General features: G+C 69.9%; 13 protein-coding genes. 6 read left to right on the top strand and 7 right to left on the bottom strand.

The window, feature by feature from the left end:
- The first annotated feature begins 141 nt into the window (after nt 1-141).
- The 4 genes from ACV7NL_RS16215 (at nt 142) to tcuC (ending at nt 5,561) form a co-directional block, all read left to right on the top strand.
- Nucleotides 142-1,545, top strand: coding sequence for an FAD-binding oxidoreductase (locus tag ACV7NL_RS16215; protein WP_463357144.1), 1,404 nt, complete (start codon nt 142-144; stop codon nt 1,543-1,545).
- A gap of 93 nt (nt 1,546-1,638) precedes the next feature.
- Nucleotides 1,639-2,613 carry a S1C family serine protease gene (locus tag ACV7NL_RS16210; RefSeq protein WP_056184932.1) on the top strand — a complete coding sequence of 325 codons (975 nt, stop codon included), beginning with the start codon at nt 1,639-1,641 and terminating at the stop codon, nt 2,611-2,613.
- Between the two features lie 31 nt (nt 2,614-2,644).
- Complete coding sequence (gene trmFO / locus ACV7NL_RS16205; RefSeq protein WP_056184935.1) at nt 2,645-4,075, top strand: methylenetetrahydrofolate--tRNA-(uracil(54)-C(5))-methyltransferase (FADH(2)-oxidizing) TrmFO; 1,431 nt, start codon at nt 2,645-2,647, stop codon at nt 4,073-4,075.
- Nucleotides 4,076-4,220: 145 nt separating this feature from the next.
- The gene (gene tcuC, locus ACV7NL_RS16200) at nt 4,221-5,561 is read left to right on the top strand and encodes a tricarballylate/proton symporter TcuC (protein WP_463356219.1); all 1,341 of its coding nucleotides are present in this window, start codon (nt 4,221-4,223) and stop codon (nt 5,559-5,561) included.
- On the opposite strand, the gene ACV7NL_RS16195 is transcribed toward tcuC, so the two are convergent.
- Nucleotides 5,542-6,072 carry a GNAT family N-acetyltransferase gene (locus ACV7NL_RS16195; protein ID WP_056181316.1) on the bottom strand — a complete coding sequence of 177 codons (531 nt, stop codon included), beginning with the start codon at nt 6,070-6,072 and terminating at the stop codon, nt 5,542-5,544. The genes tcuC and ACV7NL_RS16195 overlap by 20 nt on opposite strands.
- 215 nt (nt 6,073-6,287) lie before the next feature.
- Nucleotides 6,288-8,006, bottom strand: a complete 1,719-nt coding sequence (locus ACV7NL_RS16190) for an L-lactate permease (RefSeq protein WP_056181313.1) — start codon at nt 8,004-8,006, stop codon at nt 6,288-6,290.
- 276 nt (nt 8,007-8,282) lie between these two features.
- Here ACV7NL_RS16190 and ACV7NL_RS16185 point away from each other — a divergent pair, with 276 nt between their 5' ends.
- Nucleotides 8,283-9,206, top strand: coding sequence for a manganese catalase family protein (locus tag ACV7NL_RS16185; protein WP_056181259.1), 924 nt, complete (start codon nt 8,283-8,285; stop codon nt 9,204-9,206).
- A gap of 101 nt (nt 9,207-9,307) precedes the next feature.
- Here ACV7NL_RS16185 and ACV7NL_RS16180 read toward each other — a convergent pair whose 3' ends face one another.
- From ACV7NL_RS16180 to yajC, 5 genes are all read right to left on the bottom strand, one after another.
- Nucleotides 9,308-10,189 (bottom strand): phytoene/squalene synthase family protein, encoded by an 882-nt coding sequence (locus tag ACV7NL_RS16180; RefSeq protein WP_056181256.1) that lies wholly within the window; start codon nt 10,187-10,189, stop codon nt 9,308-9,310.
- 13 nt (nt 10,190-10,202) lie between these two features.
- Nucleotides 10,203-10,592, bottom strand: coding sequence for an Mth938-like domain-containing protein (locus tag ACV7NL_RS16175; RefSeq protein WP_056181253.1), 390 nt, complete (start codon nt 10,590-10,592; stop codon nt 10,203-10,205).
- 9 nt (nt 10,593-10,601) lie between these two features.
- Nucleotides 10,602-11,567 carry a protein translocase subunit SecF gene (gene secF / locus ACV7NL_RS16170; RefSeq protein WP_056487175.1) on the bottom strand — a complete coding sequence of 322 codons (966 nt, stop codon included), beginning with the start codon at nt 11,565-11,567 and terminating at the stop codon, nt 10,602-10,604.
- Nucleotides 11,568-11,894: 327 nt separating this feature from the next.
- Nucleotides 11,895-13,502 carry a protein translocase subunit SecD gene (gene secD, locus ACV7NL_RS16165; RefSeq protein ID WP_056181249.1) on the bottom strand — a complete coding sequence of 536 codons (1,608 nt, stop codon included), beginning with the start codon at nt 13,500-13,502 and terminating at the stop codon, nt 11,895-11,897.
- Between the two features lie 89 nt (nt 13,503-13,591).
- A complete protein-coding gene (gene yajC, locus ACV7NL_RS16160) occupies nt 13,592-13,927 on the bottom strand; it encodes a preprotein translocase subunit YajC (RefSeq protein WP_056181245.1) in 336 nt (111 codons plus the stop codon).
- A 254-nt stretch (nt 13,928-14,181) separates the two neighbouring features.
- Here yajC and ACV7NL_RS16155 point away from each other — a divergent pair, with 254 nt between their 5' ends.
- Entirely contained in the window at nt 14,182-15,105 is a 924-nt protein-coding gene (locus ACV7NL_RS16155; RefSeq protein ID WP_463356218.1) for an ATP-binding protein, read from the top strand.
- The last annotated feature ends 101 nt before the right edge of the window (nt 15,106-15,206 follow it).

The raw sequence follows: 15,206 nt of genomic DNA, 5'->3' as shown, positions 1-15,206 counted from the left end.
GCCCGGCCTTGAGCATCGGCGGCGATTGTCAGGCCGCCCCCTTGACCCGGGCCGCCGCCGTCGGGATGCCGGGGCGACCCGTTTTCGGACAGGCGGCCCGGCCCGGGCCCCCGCACGAGGAGGCCGCCCATGAGCCTGCTGATGAGCCCGACCACCCTGCCCGCCGATCTCCTCGGCCGGCTGGATTCCTGCCTCGGCCGGGGCGGTCTGCTCACCGCCGCGGACGATCTCGCGCCCTACGCGGTCGATTGGCGGGGCCTGTTCCCGGGCCGGCCGGCGGCGGTGGCGCGCCCCGCCACCACCGCCGAGGTCTCGGCCGTGATGGCGGCCTGCCACGCGGCCGGCGTCGCGGTGGTGCCCCAGGGGGGACATACCGGCCTTGCGGGCGGCGCAACCCCGGACGCCTCCGGCGGCCAGGTGGTGCTCTCGCTCGCCCGCATGAGCGCGATCCGCCAGGTCGATCCCCTCGGCCTCACCCTGGAGGCGGAGGCCGGCTGCATCCTCAAGGTGGCGCAGGACGCGGCGGAGGCGCAGGGCCGGCTCCTGCCCGTCAGCCTCGCGGCGGAGGGCTCGGCCATGCTGGGCGGCATCATCGCCACCAACGCGGGCGGCATCAACGTCGTGCGCTACGGCATGACCCGCAACCTCGTCCTCGGGCTCGAGGTGGTGCTGGCCGACGGGACCGTGGTCGACGGCCTGCGCGCCCTGCGCAAGGACAATGCGGGCTACGACTGGAAGCAGCTCTTCATCGGCAGCGAGGGCACGCTGGGCATCGTCACGGCCGCGATCCTGCGCCTCGTGCCGCGCCCGCGCCACACCGCCACGGCGCTCCTGGCGGTGCCGGACCCGGCCGCCGCCCTGCGCCTCCTGCGCGCGGCCCAGGACGCGCTGGGCGACACCATCCAGGCCTTCGAGCTGATCGCGGGCGAGTCCCTGGCGCTGGTGGCCGAGCATGCCGGCCTGGCGAGCCCCATCGCCGCCGCGGACTGGACCGTGCTGATGGAGGCGGGTTCGAGCCTGCCCGGCCTGCGCGAGGCGGTGGAGACGCTGCTGGGCGAGGCCCTGGAGCGGGGCGACGCCACCGACGGCGTGCTGGCCGAATCCGGCCCACAGGCAGCCGGCCTCTGGGCCCTGCGCGAGCACATCACCGAGGCCGAGGCCCGGGCCGGCAAGAGCGTCAAGCACGACGTCTCGGTGCCGATCCCGGCGATCCCGGACTTCCTGGCGGCGGCGGGCGCGGCGCTGCGTGCGGGCGCGCCCGGCACCCGGCCGAACATCTTCGGCCACATGGGCGACGGCAACATCCACTACAACGTGCTCATCGGCCCCGAGCACGGCCCGGAGGCCATCAACCGCATCGTCCACGACGCGGTGGCGCGATTCGGGGGCAGCATCTCCGCCGAGCACGGCATCGGGCAGTACCGGGTCAACGAACTCGTCCGCCACCGGCGCCCGGAGGAGATGGCGCTGGCCCGCCGGATCAAGCAGGCCCTCGACCCGCAGGGGCTGCTGAATCCCGGAAAGGTGCTGCGCGCCGCGCATTGAGCGGTTGCAACGTCGCTCCAGACTGTCGAAATTCGAGCCGGCGACCTATCTCCGGTCTCATCGACACGACACGACGGCAGGAAAGACGCTCCCATGGCCTCGCCCGGAGACTGGAAGATTCCCGCATCCGCCCAGCCCAAGGCCGCCGATTACGGCTACGACCTCGAGCAGGCGCTCACCGCCATCGTGGCGCTCTCGACGCGGGTGCCGCCGGAGGCCTTCACCGCCGAGACCCTCGGCACCGAGCGGGCCGGCAACGGCGTCGTCATCGGCGAGGACGGCCTCGTCCTCACCATCGGGTACCTGGTGACGGAGGCCGAGTCCGTCTGGCTCACCACCCATGACGGGCGCTCCGTGCCCGGCCACGTGGTCGGCTTCGACGCGGTGACCGGCTTCGGCCTCGTCCAGGCGCTGGGGGACCTCAGGATCAAGCCGCTGAAGCTCGGGCGCTCCGCACCCGTCAAGATCGGCGACCGGGCGGTGATGGCCGGGGTCGGCGGACGCGCGCGCAGCCTCGCGGTCGAGATCGTCGCCCGCCAGGAATTCGCTGGCTACTGGGAATACGTCCTCGACGAGGCCCTGTTCACCGCGCCCTCGCACCCGCACTGGGGCGGCGCCGCGCTGATCGGGCCGGACGGGTCCCTCCTCGGCATCGGCTCGCTGCAATTGCAGCAGGGCAGCACGGCCGGGCCGAAGACCATCAACATGATCGTGCCGATCGACCTGCTGCCGCCGATCCTCGACGACCTCACCACCCGCGGGCGGGTCGACCGGCCGGTGCGCCCCTGGCTCGGCCTCTACGCCAGCGACGGCGAGGAGGCCGTGGTGGTGATGGGGCTCGCCGACGATGGCCCGGCCGAGGCGGCGGACCTGCGCCCGGGCGACGTCATCGTGGCGGTGGCGGGCGAGCCGGTGGCCGACCTCGCGGGCTTCTTCCGTCAGGTCTGGGCGCTCGGCGAGGCCGGGGTGCGGGTGCCCCTGACGATCCAGCGCGACGGCAAGCCGCTCAAGCTCTCGGTGACCTCCTCCGACCGCGAGCGCTTTTTGGCCTCCCCCCAGCTCCATTGATCCGAGGGTCGGGCGGGTCTATCCCGTGGCGATGACGGACAGCGCGGACTCCTTGCCCATCCATATCGTCGGCGGCGGTCTCGCCGGGTCGGAGGCCGCCTGGCAGATCGCCGAGAGCGGCCACGACGTGGTGCTCCACGAGATGCGCCCGGTGCGGGGCACCGAGGCCCATCACGGCTCCGACTTCGCCGAACTGGTGTGCTCGAACTCGTTCCGCTCGGACGATGCCAACGGCAACGCGGTCGGGCTCCTGCACCAGGAGATGCGGACCCTCGGTTCGCTGATCCTGCGCGCGGCCGACGCGCATCAGGTCCCGGCCGGCGGAGCGCTCGCCGTCGACCGCGAGGGGTTCGCCAGGGCCGTCACCGCCGCGATCGAGGCGCATCCGCGCATCACCATCGTGCGCGAGGAGGTCGAGGGCCTGCCGCCCGAATCCTGGGGCCGCACCATCATCGCCACCGGTCCCCTCACCGCCCCGTCGCTGGCGCAGGGCATCCGCGAACTGACCGGCGCCGAGTCGCTGGCCTTCTTCGACGCGATCGCCCCCATCGTGCACCGCGACTCGATCGACATGGGCAAGGCCTGGTTCCAGTCGCGCTACGACAAGGTCGGGCCCGGCGGCACCGGCGCCGACTACATCAACTGCCCGATGAACCGCGAGCAGTACGACCGGTTCATCCAGGCGCTCGTCGAGGGTGAAAAAATCGGGTTCAAGGAGTGGGAGGCCTCGACCCCCTACTTCGACGGCTGCCTGCCGATCGAGGTCATGGCCGAGCGCGGCCCCGAGACCCTGCGCCACGGCCCGATGAAGCCGGTCGGCCTCACCAACCCGCACGACCCCACCGTGAAGGCCTGCGCCATCGTCCAGCTGCGCCAGGACAACGCGCTCGGCACGCTCTACAACATGGTCGGCTTCCAGACGAAGCTGACCTATTCCGAGCAGGTCCGGGTGTTCCGCACGATTCCCGGCCTCGAGAACGCCGAGTTCGCGCGGCTCGGCGGCCTCCACCGCAACACCTATCTCGACAGCCCCCGCCTCCTCGACGCGACCCTGCGGCTGCGGGCGCGGCCGAGCTTGCGCTTCGCCGGCCAGATCACCGGCTGCGAGGGCTATGTCGAGAGCGCCGCCATCGGGCTGATGGCCGGCCGCTTCGCGGTCGCCGAGGCGCAGGGCCACACCCTCGAACCGCTGCCCGCCACCACGGCACTCGGCGCCCTGATCGGCCACATCACCGGCGGCCACATCGCGGCCGAGGACGTCGGCACCCCGCGCTCGTTCCAGCCGATGAACGTGAATTTCGGCCTGTTCCCACCCCTCGATCACGCCCCGAAGGGCGAAGGCGGCAAGCGCCTGAAGGGGCCGGAGAAGGCGGTGGCCAAGAAGAAGGCGCTGACCGACCGGGCCCGCGCCGACCTGGCGGCCTGGATGGGACAGGGCGCGGCGCGGATCGCGGCCGAGTAGGGTCCCGCTGCGGCGTCCCGAACACGCCGGCCGCATTGAAACCTTTGGAAACCCTTGTGACCCCGCCGGCCCTAGCGCTCGCGAAAAAACATGCCCACCCTGGGATGAACGGCCCAGGGCCGGGCGTATCAGGCAAGGACCTCCGATGGCGAGCCATCCGGATCACGACCAGGGCGGCTCCCGGGCCTCTACCGTCCTGCGGGTGACGAGCGGCAACTTCCTGGAGATGTTCGACTTCTTCGCCTTCGGGTTCTACGCCACCTACATCGCCAAGGCGTTCTTCCCGAGCGAGAGCGACGTCGCCGCGCTGATGCTGACCTTCATGACCTTCGGGGCCGGCTTCCTCATGCGGCCCCTCGGAGCCGTGCTGCTCGGGGCCTATGTCGACCGCGTCGGCCGCCGCAAGGGCCTGATCGTCACCCTGTCGATCATGGCCGCGGGCACCATCCTGATCGCCCTGGTGCCCGATTACGCCAGCATCGGCCTCGCGGCGCCGGTCCTGGTGCTGATCGGCCGCCTGCTCCAGGGCTTCTCCGCCGGTGTCGAACTCGGCGGCGTCTCGGTCTACCTCGCCGAACTGGCGCCGCCCGGCCGCCAGGGCTTCTACGTCGCCTGGCAATCGGGCAGCCAGCAGGTGGCGATCATGGCGGCGGCCGCCATCGGCTACGCCCTCAACCGCCTGTTGATGCCGGCCGAGATGGGCGCCTGGGGCTGGCGCATCCCTTTCCTGATCGGCTGCCTCCTGGTGCCGTTCCTGTTCTACATCCGGCGCTCGCTGCAGGAGACCTCCGCCTTCCGCGCCCGCAAGGTCCACCCGCCGGTGGGCGCGGTGCTGCGGACCCTGGCCCGCAACTGGCGGATCGTCGGGCTCGGGATGCTGATGGTGGCCATGACCACGATCGCGTTCTACGCGATCACGGTCTACACGCCGACTTTCGGCAAGAACGTCCTCCGCCTCTCCGACACCGACAGCCTGATCGTCACCTTCTGCGTCGCGGTCTCGAACCTGTTCTGGCTCCCCGTGATGGGGGCGCTCTCCGACCGGATCGGGCGGCGTCCGATCCTGCTGCTGTTCTCGGGGCTGACCCTCGTCACCGCCTACCCGGCGCTGGCCTGGCTCGTGGCGCATCCGAGCTTCGAGACCATGCTGGCAGTGCTGCTGTGGCTGTCCTTCCTCTATGGCGGCTACAACGGCGCCATGGTGGTGGCGCTCACCGAAATCGTGCCGCCGGAGGTGCGCACGGCCGGGTTCTCCCTGGCCTATTCCCTGGCGACCGCGCTGTTCGGCGGGATGACGCCGCTGATCGCCACCTGGCTCATCGCGGAGACGGGCAACAAGGCGGCGCCCGGCCTGTGGCTCGCCCTCGGCGGCGCCTGCGGACTCCTCGCCACGCTCATCATCTATCGCCGGAGGGCGTCGGATCTGCCGGCCCCGGTCACGTCCGCTCCGCTCGCTTCCGCCCCCGTCACGCCGGCGCGAACGTGAAGATCCGGCGTCCGGGCAATTCGCCCGCATCGCCGGTGTCGCGGAATCCGACCTTGCGCAGGAGACCGGCCGAGGCCGCGTTTTCGGGACGGCACTGGGCGATGATGAAGCGATGGGGGAAGCGCTCCCGCAGCAGGCCCACGGCGGCGGTGACCGCCTCGGTGCCGAGCCCCTGCCCCCGGGCCGCGCCGCCGACCCAGTAGCCGACCTCGGCGGCATGGTCGCCGCGCAGGTGCAGGCCGATCACCGCCGCGAGGGCGCCGTCCGACCGCAGCCGTGCCCCGAGGAAGCAATCCTTGGTCACCTTGGCCGGGCCGATCAGCCGGCGCGCGTCCTGGAGGGTGAAGGGCGTCGGCAGGAAATCGACCACGCCGGTGATGGCCGGGTCGTCGGTCAGCGCCCGCACGGCCTCGGCATCGGACGGCACCAGCGGCGCGAGCCGCAGCCGGGCCGTCTCGACGGGCTTGAGGTTCGCGAGGCTGTAGCGCGAGGCGAGCTTGCGGAAGAACATGCCCCGGATTTGCGCCCGCGCGGCCCGGGACACAAGCGGCATCGCGCGCCGCCGGGTACCCTCACCGAAAAACCTGCCCCGGATCGTCTCCGGGGCAGGCACCGGCATGGAAAAAACCCGCCCGGACATTTCCGGGGCGGGCACCGGCATAAAAAAAACCCGCCCCGGACATTTCCGGGGCGGGCTCTGTCGTCAGGGTGTCGGGCGGGTGACGCCTAGGGGTGGATCACCATCGCGCTGAAGGGATGCACGTAGGCCTGCAGCATCACCAGGCAGCCGACGAGGCAGGCCAGCACGATCGAGTGCCAGAACACGAAGCGCAGGATCTTGCCCTCCTGGCCGAAATAGCCGGTGGCGGTGGAGGCGACGACGATCGACTGGGCGTCGATCATCTTGCCCATCACGCCGCCCGACGAGTTCGCCGAGGCCATGAGGATGCCCGACAGGCCGAGCTGCTCCGAGGTGATCTTCTGCAGGCCGCCGAAGAGCACGTTCGAGGCCGTGTCCGAACCGGTCAGGGCGACGCCGAGCCAGCCGAGCAGCGTGCCGAAGAACGGGTAGAGGATGCCGGTGCCCGCGAAGGCGAGACCCAGGGTGGCGTCGACGCCGGCGTAGCGGGTGAGCACGCCGAGGGCCAGCATCGCCGCGATGGTGATGAGCGAGTAGCGCAGGACCCAGATCGTCTCGAGGTAGGCCGTCACCAGGCGCCAGGGCGAGAAGCGCATGATCAGGCCGGAGATGATCGCGGCGAAGAGCACGCCGGTGCCGGTGTAGGACATGTAGGTGAAGGAGAAGACGGCCGCTTCCGGGTGCGCCTTGGCCACCACCGGCGGCACCTTCATGATGACGTTGTGCAGGCCCGGGACCTCGTACTTCCAGGTGAAGAGCGGGTTGACGATGCCCTTGAACCAGCCGGTGCCCCAGATCGCCACGATCACCGAGAGGATGATCCACGGAACCCAGGCCATCATGATCTCGCGGGAGGTCGCGGTGCGGCCGCCCAGATCGACCTTCGGCAGGTCGCCGGGCACGGCGGCGCCGAGGGAGACCGGACGGCCCCCGTTGACGTAGCCGATCGACGGGTCGTTGCCGCGCAGCGCCGGGGAGGTCCAGATCTCCTTCGGCTGCCAGACCTTGAGGAAGGCCACCAGGGCGGCCATCGAGATGAGGGAGGCGCCGATGTCGACGATCCAGGGGTTCACGTAGTTCGAGATCAGGAACTGGGCCGCCGCGAACGAACCGCCGCAGACCAGAATCGGCGGCCAGATCTTGATCATGCCGCGGAAGCCCGCGAACACCCAGATCAGCCAGAACGGCACGATGATCGAGAAGAACGGCAGCTGCCGGCCAATCATGGCGCCGAGGATGTAGGGATCGTAGCCCGTCACCGAGGCGAGGCCCTGGATGGGCGCGCCGAGGGCGCCGTAGGCCACCGGCGCCGTGTTGGCGATGAGCGAGAGGCCCGACGCCGCCAGCGGCGAGAAGCCGAGGCCGATCAGGATCGCGCCCGTCACCGCCACCGGGGTGCCGAAGCCGCCCGCGCCTTCGAAGAAGGCGCCGAAGGCGAAGGCCACCAGCAGGAGCTGGATGCGCCGGTCCGTGGTGATGCCCGCCACCGATTGCTGCAGGGTCGCGAACCAGCCCTTCTCCACCGTCAGGCGATAGAGGAAGATGACGTTCAGGATGATCCAGCCGATGGGGAACAGGCCGAGCGCCACGCCGTAGGCGGAGGCGCGGGTGGCCAGATCCGCCGGCATGCCGAACAGGAAGACGGCGACACAGAAGGCCAGCACGAGGGAGAGCACGGCGGCGATATGTGCCTGCACCTTGCCGCTCGCGATCATGCCGAGGAGGGCGATGACCGGCAGCGAGGCCGCCAGGGTCGAGAGCCAGGGACTTCCGAACGGATCGTAGACCTGATTCCAGGTGGTCACTGTGTTCACGGGCGCCGTACTCCTCCAGGGCAGCCCGATCTCCCGCCGGGCCTTGCTTCGTTGCTAGCAGAGCAGTTCGGCGGGCTCAACGCGGTTAATCATGTATTCAGAGGGTGTTGCATGCGGATATCAGCGCGCGGCGCGACGGGGCTGACAAATGTTGCCCCGATTTAGGACACCGAGCCGCACATCATCGTGGTGCCCGAGGGGAACATGCCCCTCCGACGACCCGTTCCCGGTCGAGACCCCGAGCGACCGGAACCGGAGATTTAATCTATGTTTATGCGCGTCGACAAGCTACAGGCCGAGCTTCCCGCCCCGAAGCGGAAAGATCCCAACGCGGCTGCGGCCCTACAGGAACTCCTCGGCGGCAAGTATGGTGAGATGTCAACTCTGGGAAATTACATGTTCCAGAGTTTCAATTTCCGCAGCAAATCCAAGCTACGCCCGTTTTATAGCTTGGTTGCCGCCATCACGGCCGAAGAACTTGGCCACGTGGAGCTCGTCAGCAACGGCGTGGCGATGCTCAACAACGGCCCCGACAACGACGGCGACGCCAAGGACGGCGGCGACATCTCGAAGGCGCCCTTCGAAGACATGAAGGATATCCGGCTCGCGGCCGCCTTCCTGTCGAACGGCGGCGGCGTGACCCCGGTCAACAGCAACGGCGCCTCCTGGAACAACGACTTCATCACCACCACGGGCAACGTCGTGGTCGACCTGCTGCACAACTTCCATCTCGAATGCGGCGCCCGCCTGCACAAGCTGCGGGTCTACGAGACCCTGAAGGACCCGACGGGCCGCGAAGTGTGCGGCTACCTTCTGGTGCGCGGCTCGGTCCACGCCCATGCCTACGCCCTGGCGCTGAAGAAGATCACCGGCGTCGAGATCGAGAAGTTCCTGCCGACCCCGAACATCAACCTCGACAAGATCCCCGAGTGCCAGAAGTACCTGCAGGAGGGGTCGCATCGCCGGCTCTACACCTTCAGCCCCGGCGACTACACCGAGATGGCCGGCATCTGGGGCAATGGCGAGATGGCGCTCCCGGGTGATCCGCCGGGCGAGCTCAGCGTCGTCGAGGGCATGCCCGAAGGCGGCAAGATCCACCAGCTCACCGGCGTCCCCTCGGCCTTCACCCCGGACTACGCGCCCGAGGAGATGTTCGAGATCGCCGAGAAGCTGACGAAGAAGGCCCGCTGACGCGGACCTTTCTTCGAAGCCATCCTGGGGCGGTCCCTTCGGGGGCCGCCCTTTGTCATGCGCCGCGGCGGCCGGACAGGAGCCGGCCGGGCCTCCGGGCCTCAGCCGCGCCGGGAGGCGCGCCAGAGCGCCCACAGGCGGCGCCAGCGCGGGATCTCGATCACGGTGTTGAGGGGATCGTAGCCCGGCCGCTCCATGGCGGCGAGGTAGGGCTCGACCAGGGCCACCGGCAGGAAGGCGGGACGCGCCGCGGGCGCGATGGTGGCGCGGGCCGCCTCGTAGGCCTTGAGATGGCTGCGCGCCAGGGCCCGCAGGTCGGCGGCGGCGCGCAGGAGCCCGGGGCCGCCGCGTCCGGTGACGATGTCCTCGCGGGTGACGCCGTAGGTCTTGAGGATGTCCGCCGGCAGGTAGACCTGGCCGGAGCGGGCGTGCCACGGCAGGGCCCGCAGTAGGCCGGTGACCCCGTAGGCCACGCCGGCATGACCGGCGGCGGCGGCCCCGCCGGGCTCGACCCCGTCGCACAGGACGAGGGCGCCGAGCCGGATCAGGGACGAGACGGTCTCGCCGCAATAGCCCTCGAGATCGTTCACCCGGGGCATCGGGTCCTCGTAGAGGTCGAAGACCCGGGCATCGATCAGATCGACGAAGGGCTGGCGCCCGAGCTTGCGCCGCACGATCGCATCGTCGAGGGCCGCGGCGACCGGGTTGGCCTTCACGTCGCCACGCGCCTCGCCCTGGAGGGCATCGCGCCACCATTGCAGGCGGATCTCGCCGGCCATCGGGTTGGAGGCGGCCTCGCGGACCCGCGCGACGGTGAGGCTGAAGGCGATGAGGGCGAAGAGGTGGGGCCGGGCGCTCGCCGGCGCGAAGAGGGTGGCGAAGTAGCGGTCGGGGTCGCCCTCCCGCACCAGGGCCTCGCAATGCTGGAACGCGAAGGCGAGGTTGCCCTCCGCCGTGGCGGCGCGGGTGTCGGACTCGGTCATGTCCCGGCCCCCCTCACGCGACCGCGATCAGGGCGGCGGCGACCTTGCGGTTCTCCGCCATGAGGATGTTGTAGGTGCGCGCCGCCGCGCCGGTCTGCATCACGTCGAGTCCGATGCCACCCTCCTTGAGCCAGCGCCGGAGCGCATCAGGGAAAGGCGCGATGTCGAGCCCGGTTCCGACGAGGAGCAGGTCCACCGCTCCCGCCTCGGCGAGAATCGGCCGCAGGGCATTGCGGTCGATGCCGCGGGGCTCGGTCACGTCCCAGGCCCGGATGCCCGAGGGCGTGACCAGGATCGAGCCGCGATGCGACATCTCGGCGAAGCGGAAGCCGCCATTGCCGTAGGCGTCGATCAGGTGGCGCCCGGGAACGAAGCCGTCGTGCAGGCTGCCGGAGGACGCCATGGCCGCTCCCTACTCCGCCGCCTGGGGCAGGCGCCCGCCGGTGGGGCCGTTCCCGCCGGTCGGACGGGCCTGCGCCTTCACGCCCGAGAGCATCAGGCCGAGATAGATCAGCACCGGCGTCGAGACGAAGATCGCCGAGTAGGTGCAGATCACTACGCCCGCCAGCATCACGATGGCGAAGCCCTTGATCGCCTCGCCGCCGAACAGCACCAGGGCCAGCAGCGACAGGAAGGCCGAGGTCGCGGTCATCACCGTGCGGGACATGGTGGAGTTGATCGAGAGGTTGAGGAGTTCCACCGTCGGAATGGTCTTGTAGCGCCGCATCAGCTCGCGGGTCCGGTCGAACACCACCACGGTCTCGTTGAGCGAGTAGCCCACGATGGTGAGGATCGCGGCGATCGAGGTCATGTTGAACTCGATGCGGGTGATGACGAAGACGCCGAGCGTCAGCACGATGTCGTGCAGCGTGCCCACGATGGCGCCCAGAGCCAGCTCCCGCTCGAAACGGAACCAGAGGTAGAACAGGACGGCCAGCACCGAGAGCACGACGCCGATGGTGCCGGACTGCACGAGCTCGCCCGAGACGCGCGGCCCCACGGTCTCGGTGCGGCGGAACTCGTAATCGGCGTCGAAGGCGGCATGCGCCTTCTGCATCACGGCGGTCTGGCCCTGCTCGCCCGGCTGAAGCGGGAAGCGCACCAGCACCGTGCCCTCGCCGCCGAGTTCCTGCACCTCGGTCTCGCCGAAGCCGAAGCCGTTCGCCGTATGGCGGACGGTGCCGACATCGGCCGTCTTCGACTTCGCCTGCAGCTCCACCAGGGTGCCGCCCTTGAAGTCGATGCCGAAATTCAGCCCCACCGTCAGGAACAGCACCACCGTCGCCACCGACATGAAGGCCGAGAGCGGGAAGGTGAAGCGCCGGAAGCGCATGAAGTCGACGTGCGACTCGTCGGGCCAGAGGCGGAGCAGGCGCATGATCGGTCTTTCGGCGATGAGGTCGAACGGAGGCCCGATGATCGCACACGCTGCCCCGGGCTCGGCGTCATTCCGGGGCGCCGAAGGCGAACCCGGAATCCAGAACCACGGATGGCGCCGGTCCTGCCGCGTCGGTGCGTCTGGATCCCGGGCTCCGCTTCGCGGCCCCGGGATGACGCGGTGACGTGACGACCGTGCGGATCACGCGAAAACCGGATCGACCTCCCTTTGCAAGCAGTGAACGGACGGACAGCGAAGTTCAGAACGGCCAGACTTTTAGAACGGCAGAGCCTTTGGAACGGCAGGACGTCTAGAACGAAAGGACCTCTAGAACGGAAGGGCTTTGGGCCGGGCCATGTTGTACCACAGGGCGATCATCATGCGGGTCAGGGTCACGGCGGTGATGACCGTGGTGAGGATGCCGAGGATGAACACCACGGCGAAGCCCTTCACCGGGCCGGAGCCGAGGAAGAACAGGATCAGAGCGGCGATCGCCATGGTCGAGTTCGAATCGATGATGGTGGCGAAGGCCTTGTCGAAGCCGGCCTGGAGCGCCGAGACGATGGAGCGCCCGGCCCGCACCTCCTCGCGCACGCGCTCGTAGATCAGCACGTTGGAATCCACCGCCGTGCCGATGGTGAGCACGATGCCGGCGATGCCCGGCAGGGTCATGGTCGCCTCCAGCACCGACATCAGGCCGAGGATGAGGCCCACATGGACGATGAGGGCGATGTTGGCGAAGAAGCCGAACACCCCGTAGGTGGCGAACATGAAGACGACCACGAGGGCGCCCGCCACCAGGGTCGCCAGCTTGCCGGCCTGGATCGAGTCGCGGCCGAGGCCGGGGCCGACCACGCGGCGCTCGACCACGGTGAACTTGGCCGGCAGGGCGCCGGCCCGCAGCAGCACCGACAGGTCGTTGGCCTGCTGCACCGTGAAGTTTCCGGTGATCTGGCCGGAGCCGCCGGTGATCGGCGTGTTGATGCGGGGGGCCGAGACCACCTCGTTGTCGAGCACGATCGCCATGCGGCGGCCGACATTCTCGGAGGTCGCCTGGCCGAAGCGCTGGGCGCCTTTCAGGTTGAACTTGAAGCTGACCATCGGCTCCTGGGTCTGATGGTCGAAGGCCGGCTGCGCGTCGATGAGGTCGCCGCCATCGGCCATGATCCGGCGCTCGACCGGGACCCGAGCCCCCTTCTCGTCGCGGGATGGCAGCAGATCGACGTCACCCGAGGGCGAATCGGCCAGCATGCGGAATTCGAGCTTGGCGGTGGAGCCGAGGAGCTTCTCCAGGCGCTCCGGGTTCTGCTCGCCCGGCACCTGGATCAGGATGCGGTCGGCCCCCTGCTGCTGGATCGACGGCTCGGTGGTGCCGGTGGAATCGAGGCGGCGGCGGATGACCTCGATGCCTTGGCTCACGGCGCGGCGGGTGCGCTCGGTGATGCCGGCCTCGGTGAGGGTCATGCGGATCAGGCCATCGGGCTGCTCGGCGATGTCGAGGGTGCGCCCGGCGCCCTGGCCCACGAGGGGGTTGGCGATCGGCTGGGCGAGTTCGCGCAGCTTGGGCAGCAGCTTGGCGCGGGCGGCCGCGTCGGTGACGCGAACCTGGACGCCGCGCGGCAGGAGCTGGATGCCGCCCTCGGCCCGCACGCTCTCCTGCTGGAGGATGCGGCGGACGTCGTCGCGCAGGGCCTTGGCCTGCGAGGCGACGAGTTCGTTCTGGTCGACCTCCAGCAGCAGCTGCGAGCCGCCCTGGAGGTCGAGGCCCAGCACGATGGCGCGCTGGGGCACGATCCAGCTCGGGAACCAGCCCGGCAGCGAGGCCATGAAGCCCTTGCGCTGCTCGGGCGAGAAGAAGCTCGGCACGGCGAGGCTGAGGCCGATCAGGATGACGGCCAGCGTCGTGACGATCTTGGTTCTCGAGAAGCGCAGCATCCGCCGGTACCGTCCTGTGTCCGTGCCTGTGTCCGTGGGTTCAGTGGCGATGCGGGCCGAGGGCGGCGCGCATCGCGGGTCTTGAGCCGTCAGGCGGCCTTGACCGGCGCGCCCTTGACGCGGACTTCGGAGATCATCGCGCGCACGACCTTGACGCGGACGTTGGGGGCGATCTCGACCTCGATCTCCGAGGCCTCGTCGGCGACCTTGGTGACGCGGCCGACGATGCCGCCGGTGGTCACGACGGTGTCGTCGCGGCGCACGTTCTTGACCATGTTCTGATGCTCCTTCACGCGGCGCTGCTGCGGGCGGAGGATCAGGAAGTACATGATGACGAAGATGAGGACGAACGGCACCACCTGCAAGGCGATGTCCGCTCCGCCAGCGGCCGAAACGGCCCCTTGCGCGAAGGCGGGGGTGATCAAGCGGGTGACTCCTCAAGGATAGGGCCGGGTCCGCCAGACCCTCGTCGAGGGGGCGTCCGGGCTTGTCAAAAAGCGCGCGGACTATAGCCAGGGCCTAAGTGAAAGCAACGCCGCCCGGGTGAGGCGAATGGGTCGAGCCCCCGAAAGGGGCCGTCCGCCGCGCGATTTATCGGGTTCATGCCGATGGCCCGGCGCCGTAAAGGACCGGATCTTCCGCGATCTCCGCCCGCTTCCAGCCCGTTCGAGGAGCTTCCATGACCGCCACGCCTCCCGCCGACACGCCTCCCGCCGCCACGCTTCCCGCCGGTGCCGCGACCCTCGCCGCGGTCCTGTCCGTCCTCGAGCGGATCGCCGCCGCTCTAGAGCGCGCCGCCCCCGTTCCCCCTGCCCCCGTCGACCTGACGGCGGCGGATGCCTTCCTGTGGGGGCCGGAGCGTCGGCTGATCCCGGTGCCGCGGGTCAACCGGGTGGCGATCGGGCTCCTCACCGGCATCGACCGGGCCCGCGACACCCTGGTGGAGAACACGAGGCTGTTCGCCGCCGGCCTGCCGGCCAACAACGCGCTGCTGTGGGGCGCGCGCGGCATGGGCAAGTCGTCGCTGGTCAAGGCGGCGCATGCGGCCATCAACGCGGCCCGCGCCGACGGCGCCCTGCCCCTGAAGCTCGTCGAGATCCACCGCGAGGACATCGAGGCGCTGCCCGACCTGATGGCAACCCTCCGGGCCGACGCCCATCGCTGGATCGTCTTCTGCGACGACCTCTCCTTCGACGGCGACGACACCTCGTACAAGTCCCTGAAGACGGCGCTGGACGGCGGCATCGAGGGGCGCCCCGAGAACGTGCTGTTCTACGCCACTTCGAACCGGCGCCACCTGCTGGCCCGGGACATGGTGGAGAACGAGCGCTCCACGGCGATCAACCCCGGCGAGGCGGTGGAGGAGAAGGTCTCGCTGTCCGACCGCTTCGGCCTCTGGCTCGGCTTCCACAAGTGCAGCCAGGACGAGTATCTGGCGATGATCCGTGCCTACGTAGCGCGCCACGGCCTCAAGGCCGAGCCCGACCGGGTACGGGCCGAGGCCCTCGAATGGGCCACCACCCGCGGCTCTCGCTCGGGCCGCACCGCGTTCCAGTTCATCCAGGATCTCGCCGGGCGCCTGGGGCAGCGGCTGGAGGGGTGAGGACCCAGTCTCATCGTCACGCTTGCGCTGCGCCCGCTCAGAGACCGGATCATCGCGCCGCGCGGCCGCAAGTCAGGGCGATTGCACAGGCTGATCGGCTC

Source organism: Methylobacterium sp. Ger2507, from assembly GCF_055231875.1.
The sequence above is the reverse complement of the archived record's forward strand: the minus strand, read 5'-3'. Positions and strand labels throughout refer to the sequence as shown.

Bases quoted from the DNA above. Each gene is read 5' to 3' on its own strand.
- ACV7NL_RS16180 (WP_056181256.1), bottom strand. From the start codon at position 10,189: ATGACCGAGTCCGACACCCGCGCCGCCACGGCGGAGGGCAACCTCGCC.
- tcuC (WP_463356219.1), top strand. From the start codon at position 4,221: ATGGCGAGCCATCCGGATCACGACCAGGGCGGCTCCCGGGCCTCTACC.
- ACV7NL_RS16215 (WP_463357144.1), top strand. From the start codon at position 142: ATGAGCCCGACCACCCTGCCCGCCGATCTCCTCGGCCGGCTGGATTCC.
- ACV7NL_RS16175 (WP_056181253.1), bottom strand. From the start codon at position 10,592: ATGGCGTCCTCCGGCAGCCTGCACGACGGCTTCGTTCCCGGGCGCCAC.
- secF (WP_056487175.1), bottom strand. From the start codon at position 11,567: ATGCGCCTGCTCCGCCTCTGGCCCGACGAGTCGCACGTCGACTTCATG.
- ACV7NL_RS16210 (WP_056184932.1), top strand. From the start codon at position 1,639: ATGGCCTCGCCCGGAGACTGGAAGATTCCCGCATCCGCCCAGCCCAAG.
- secD (WP_056181249.1), bottom strand. From the start codon at position 13,502: ATGCTGCGCTTCTCGAGAACCAAGATCGTCACGACGCTGGCCGTCATC.
- ACV7NL_RS16185 (WP_056181259.1), top strand. From the start codon at position 8,283: ATGTTTATGCGCGTCGACAAGCTACAGGCCGAGCTTCCCGCCCCGAAG.
- ACV7NL_RS16195 (WP_056181316.1), bottom strand. From the start codon at position 6,072: ATGTTCTTCCGCAAGCTCGCCTCGCGCTACAGCCTCGCGAACCTCAAG.
- ACV7NL_RS16155 (WP_463356218.1), top strand. From the start codon at position 14,182: ATGACCGCCACGCCTCCCGCCGACACGCCTCCCGCCGCCACGCTTCCC.
- trmFO (WP_056184935.1), top strand. From the start codon at position 2,645: ATGACGGACAGCGCGGACTCCTTGCCCATCCATATCGTCGGCGGCGGT.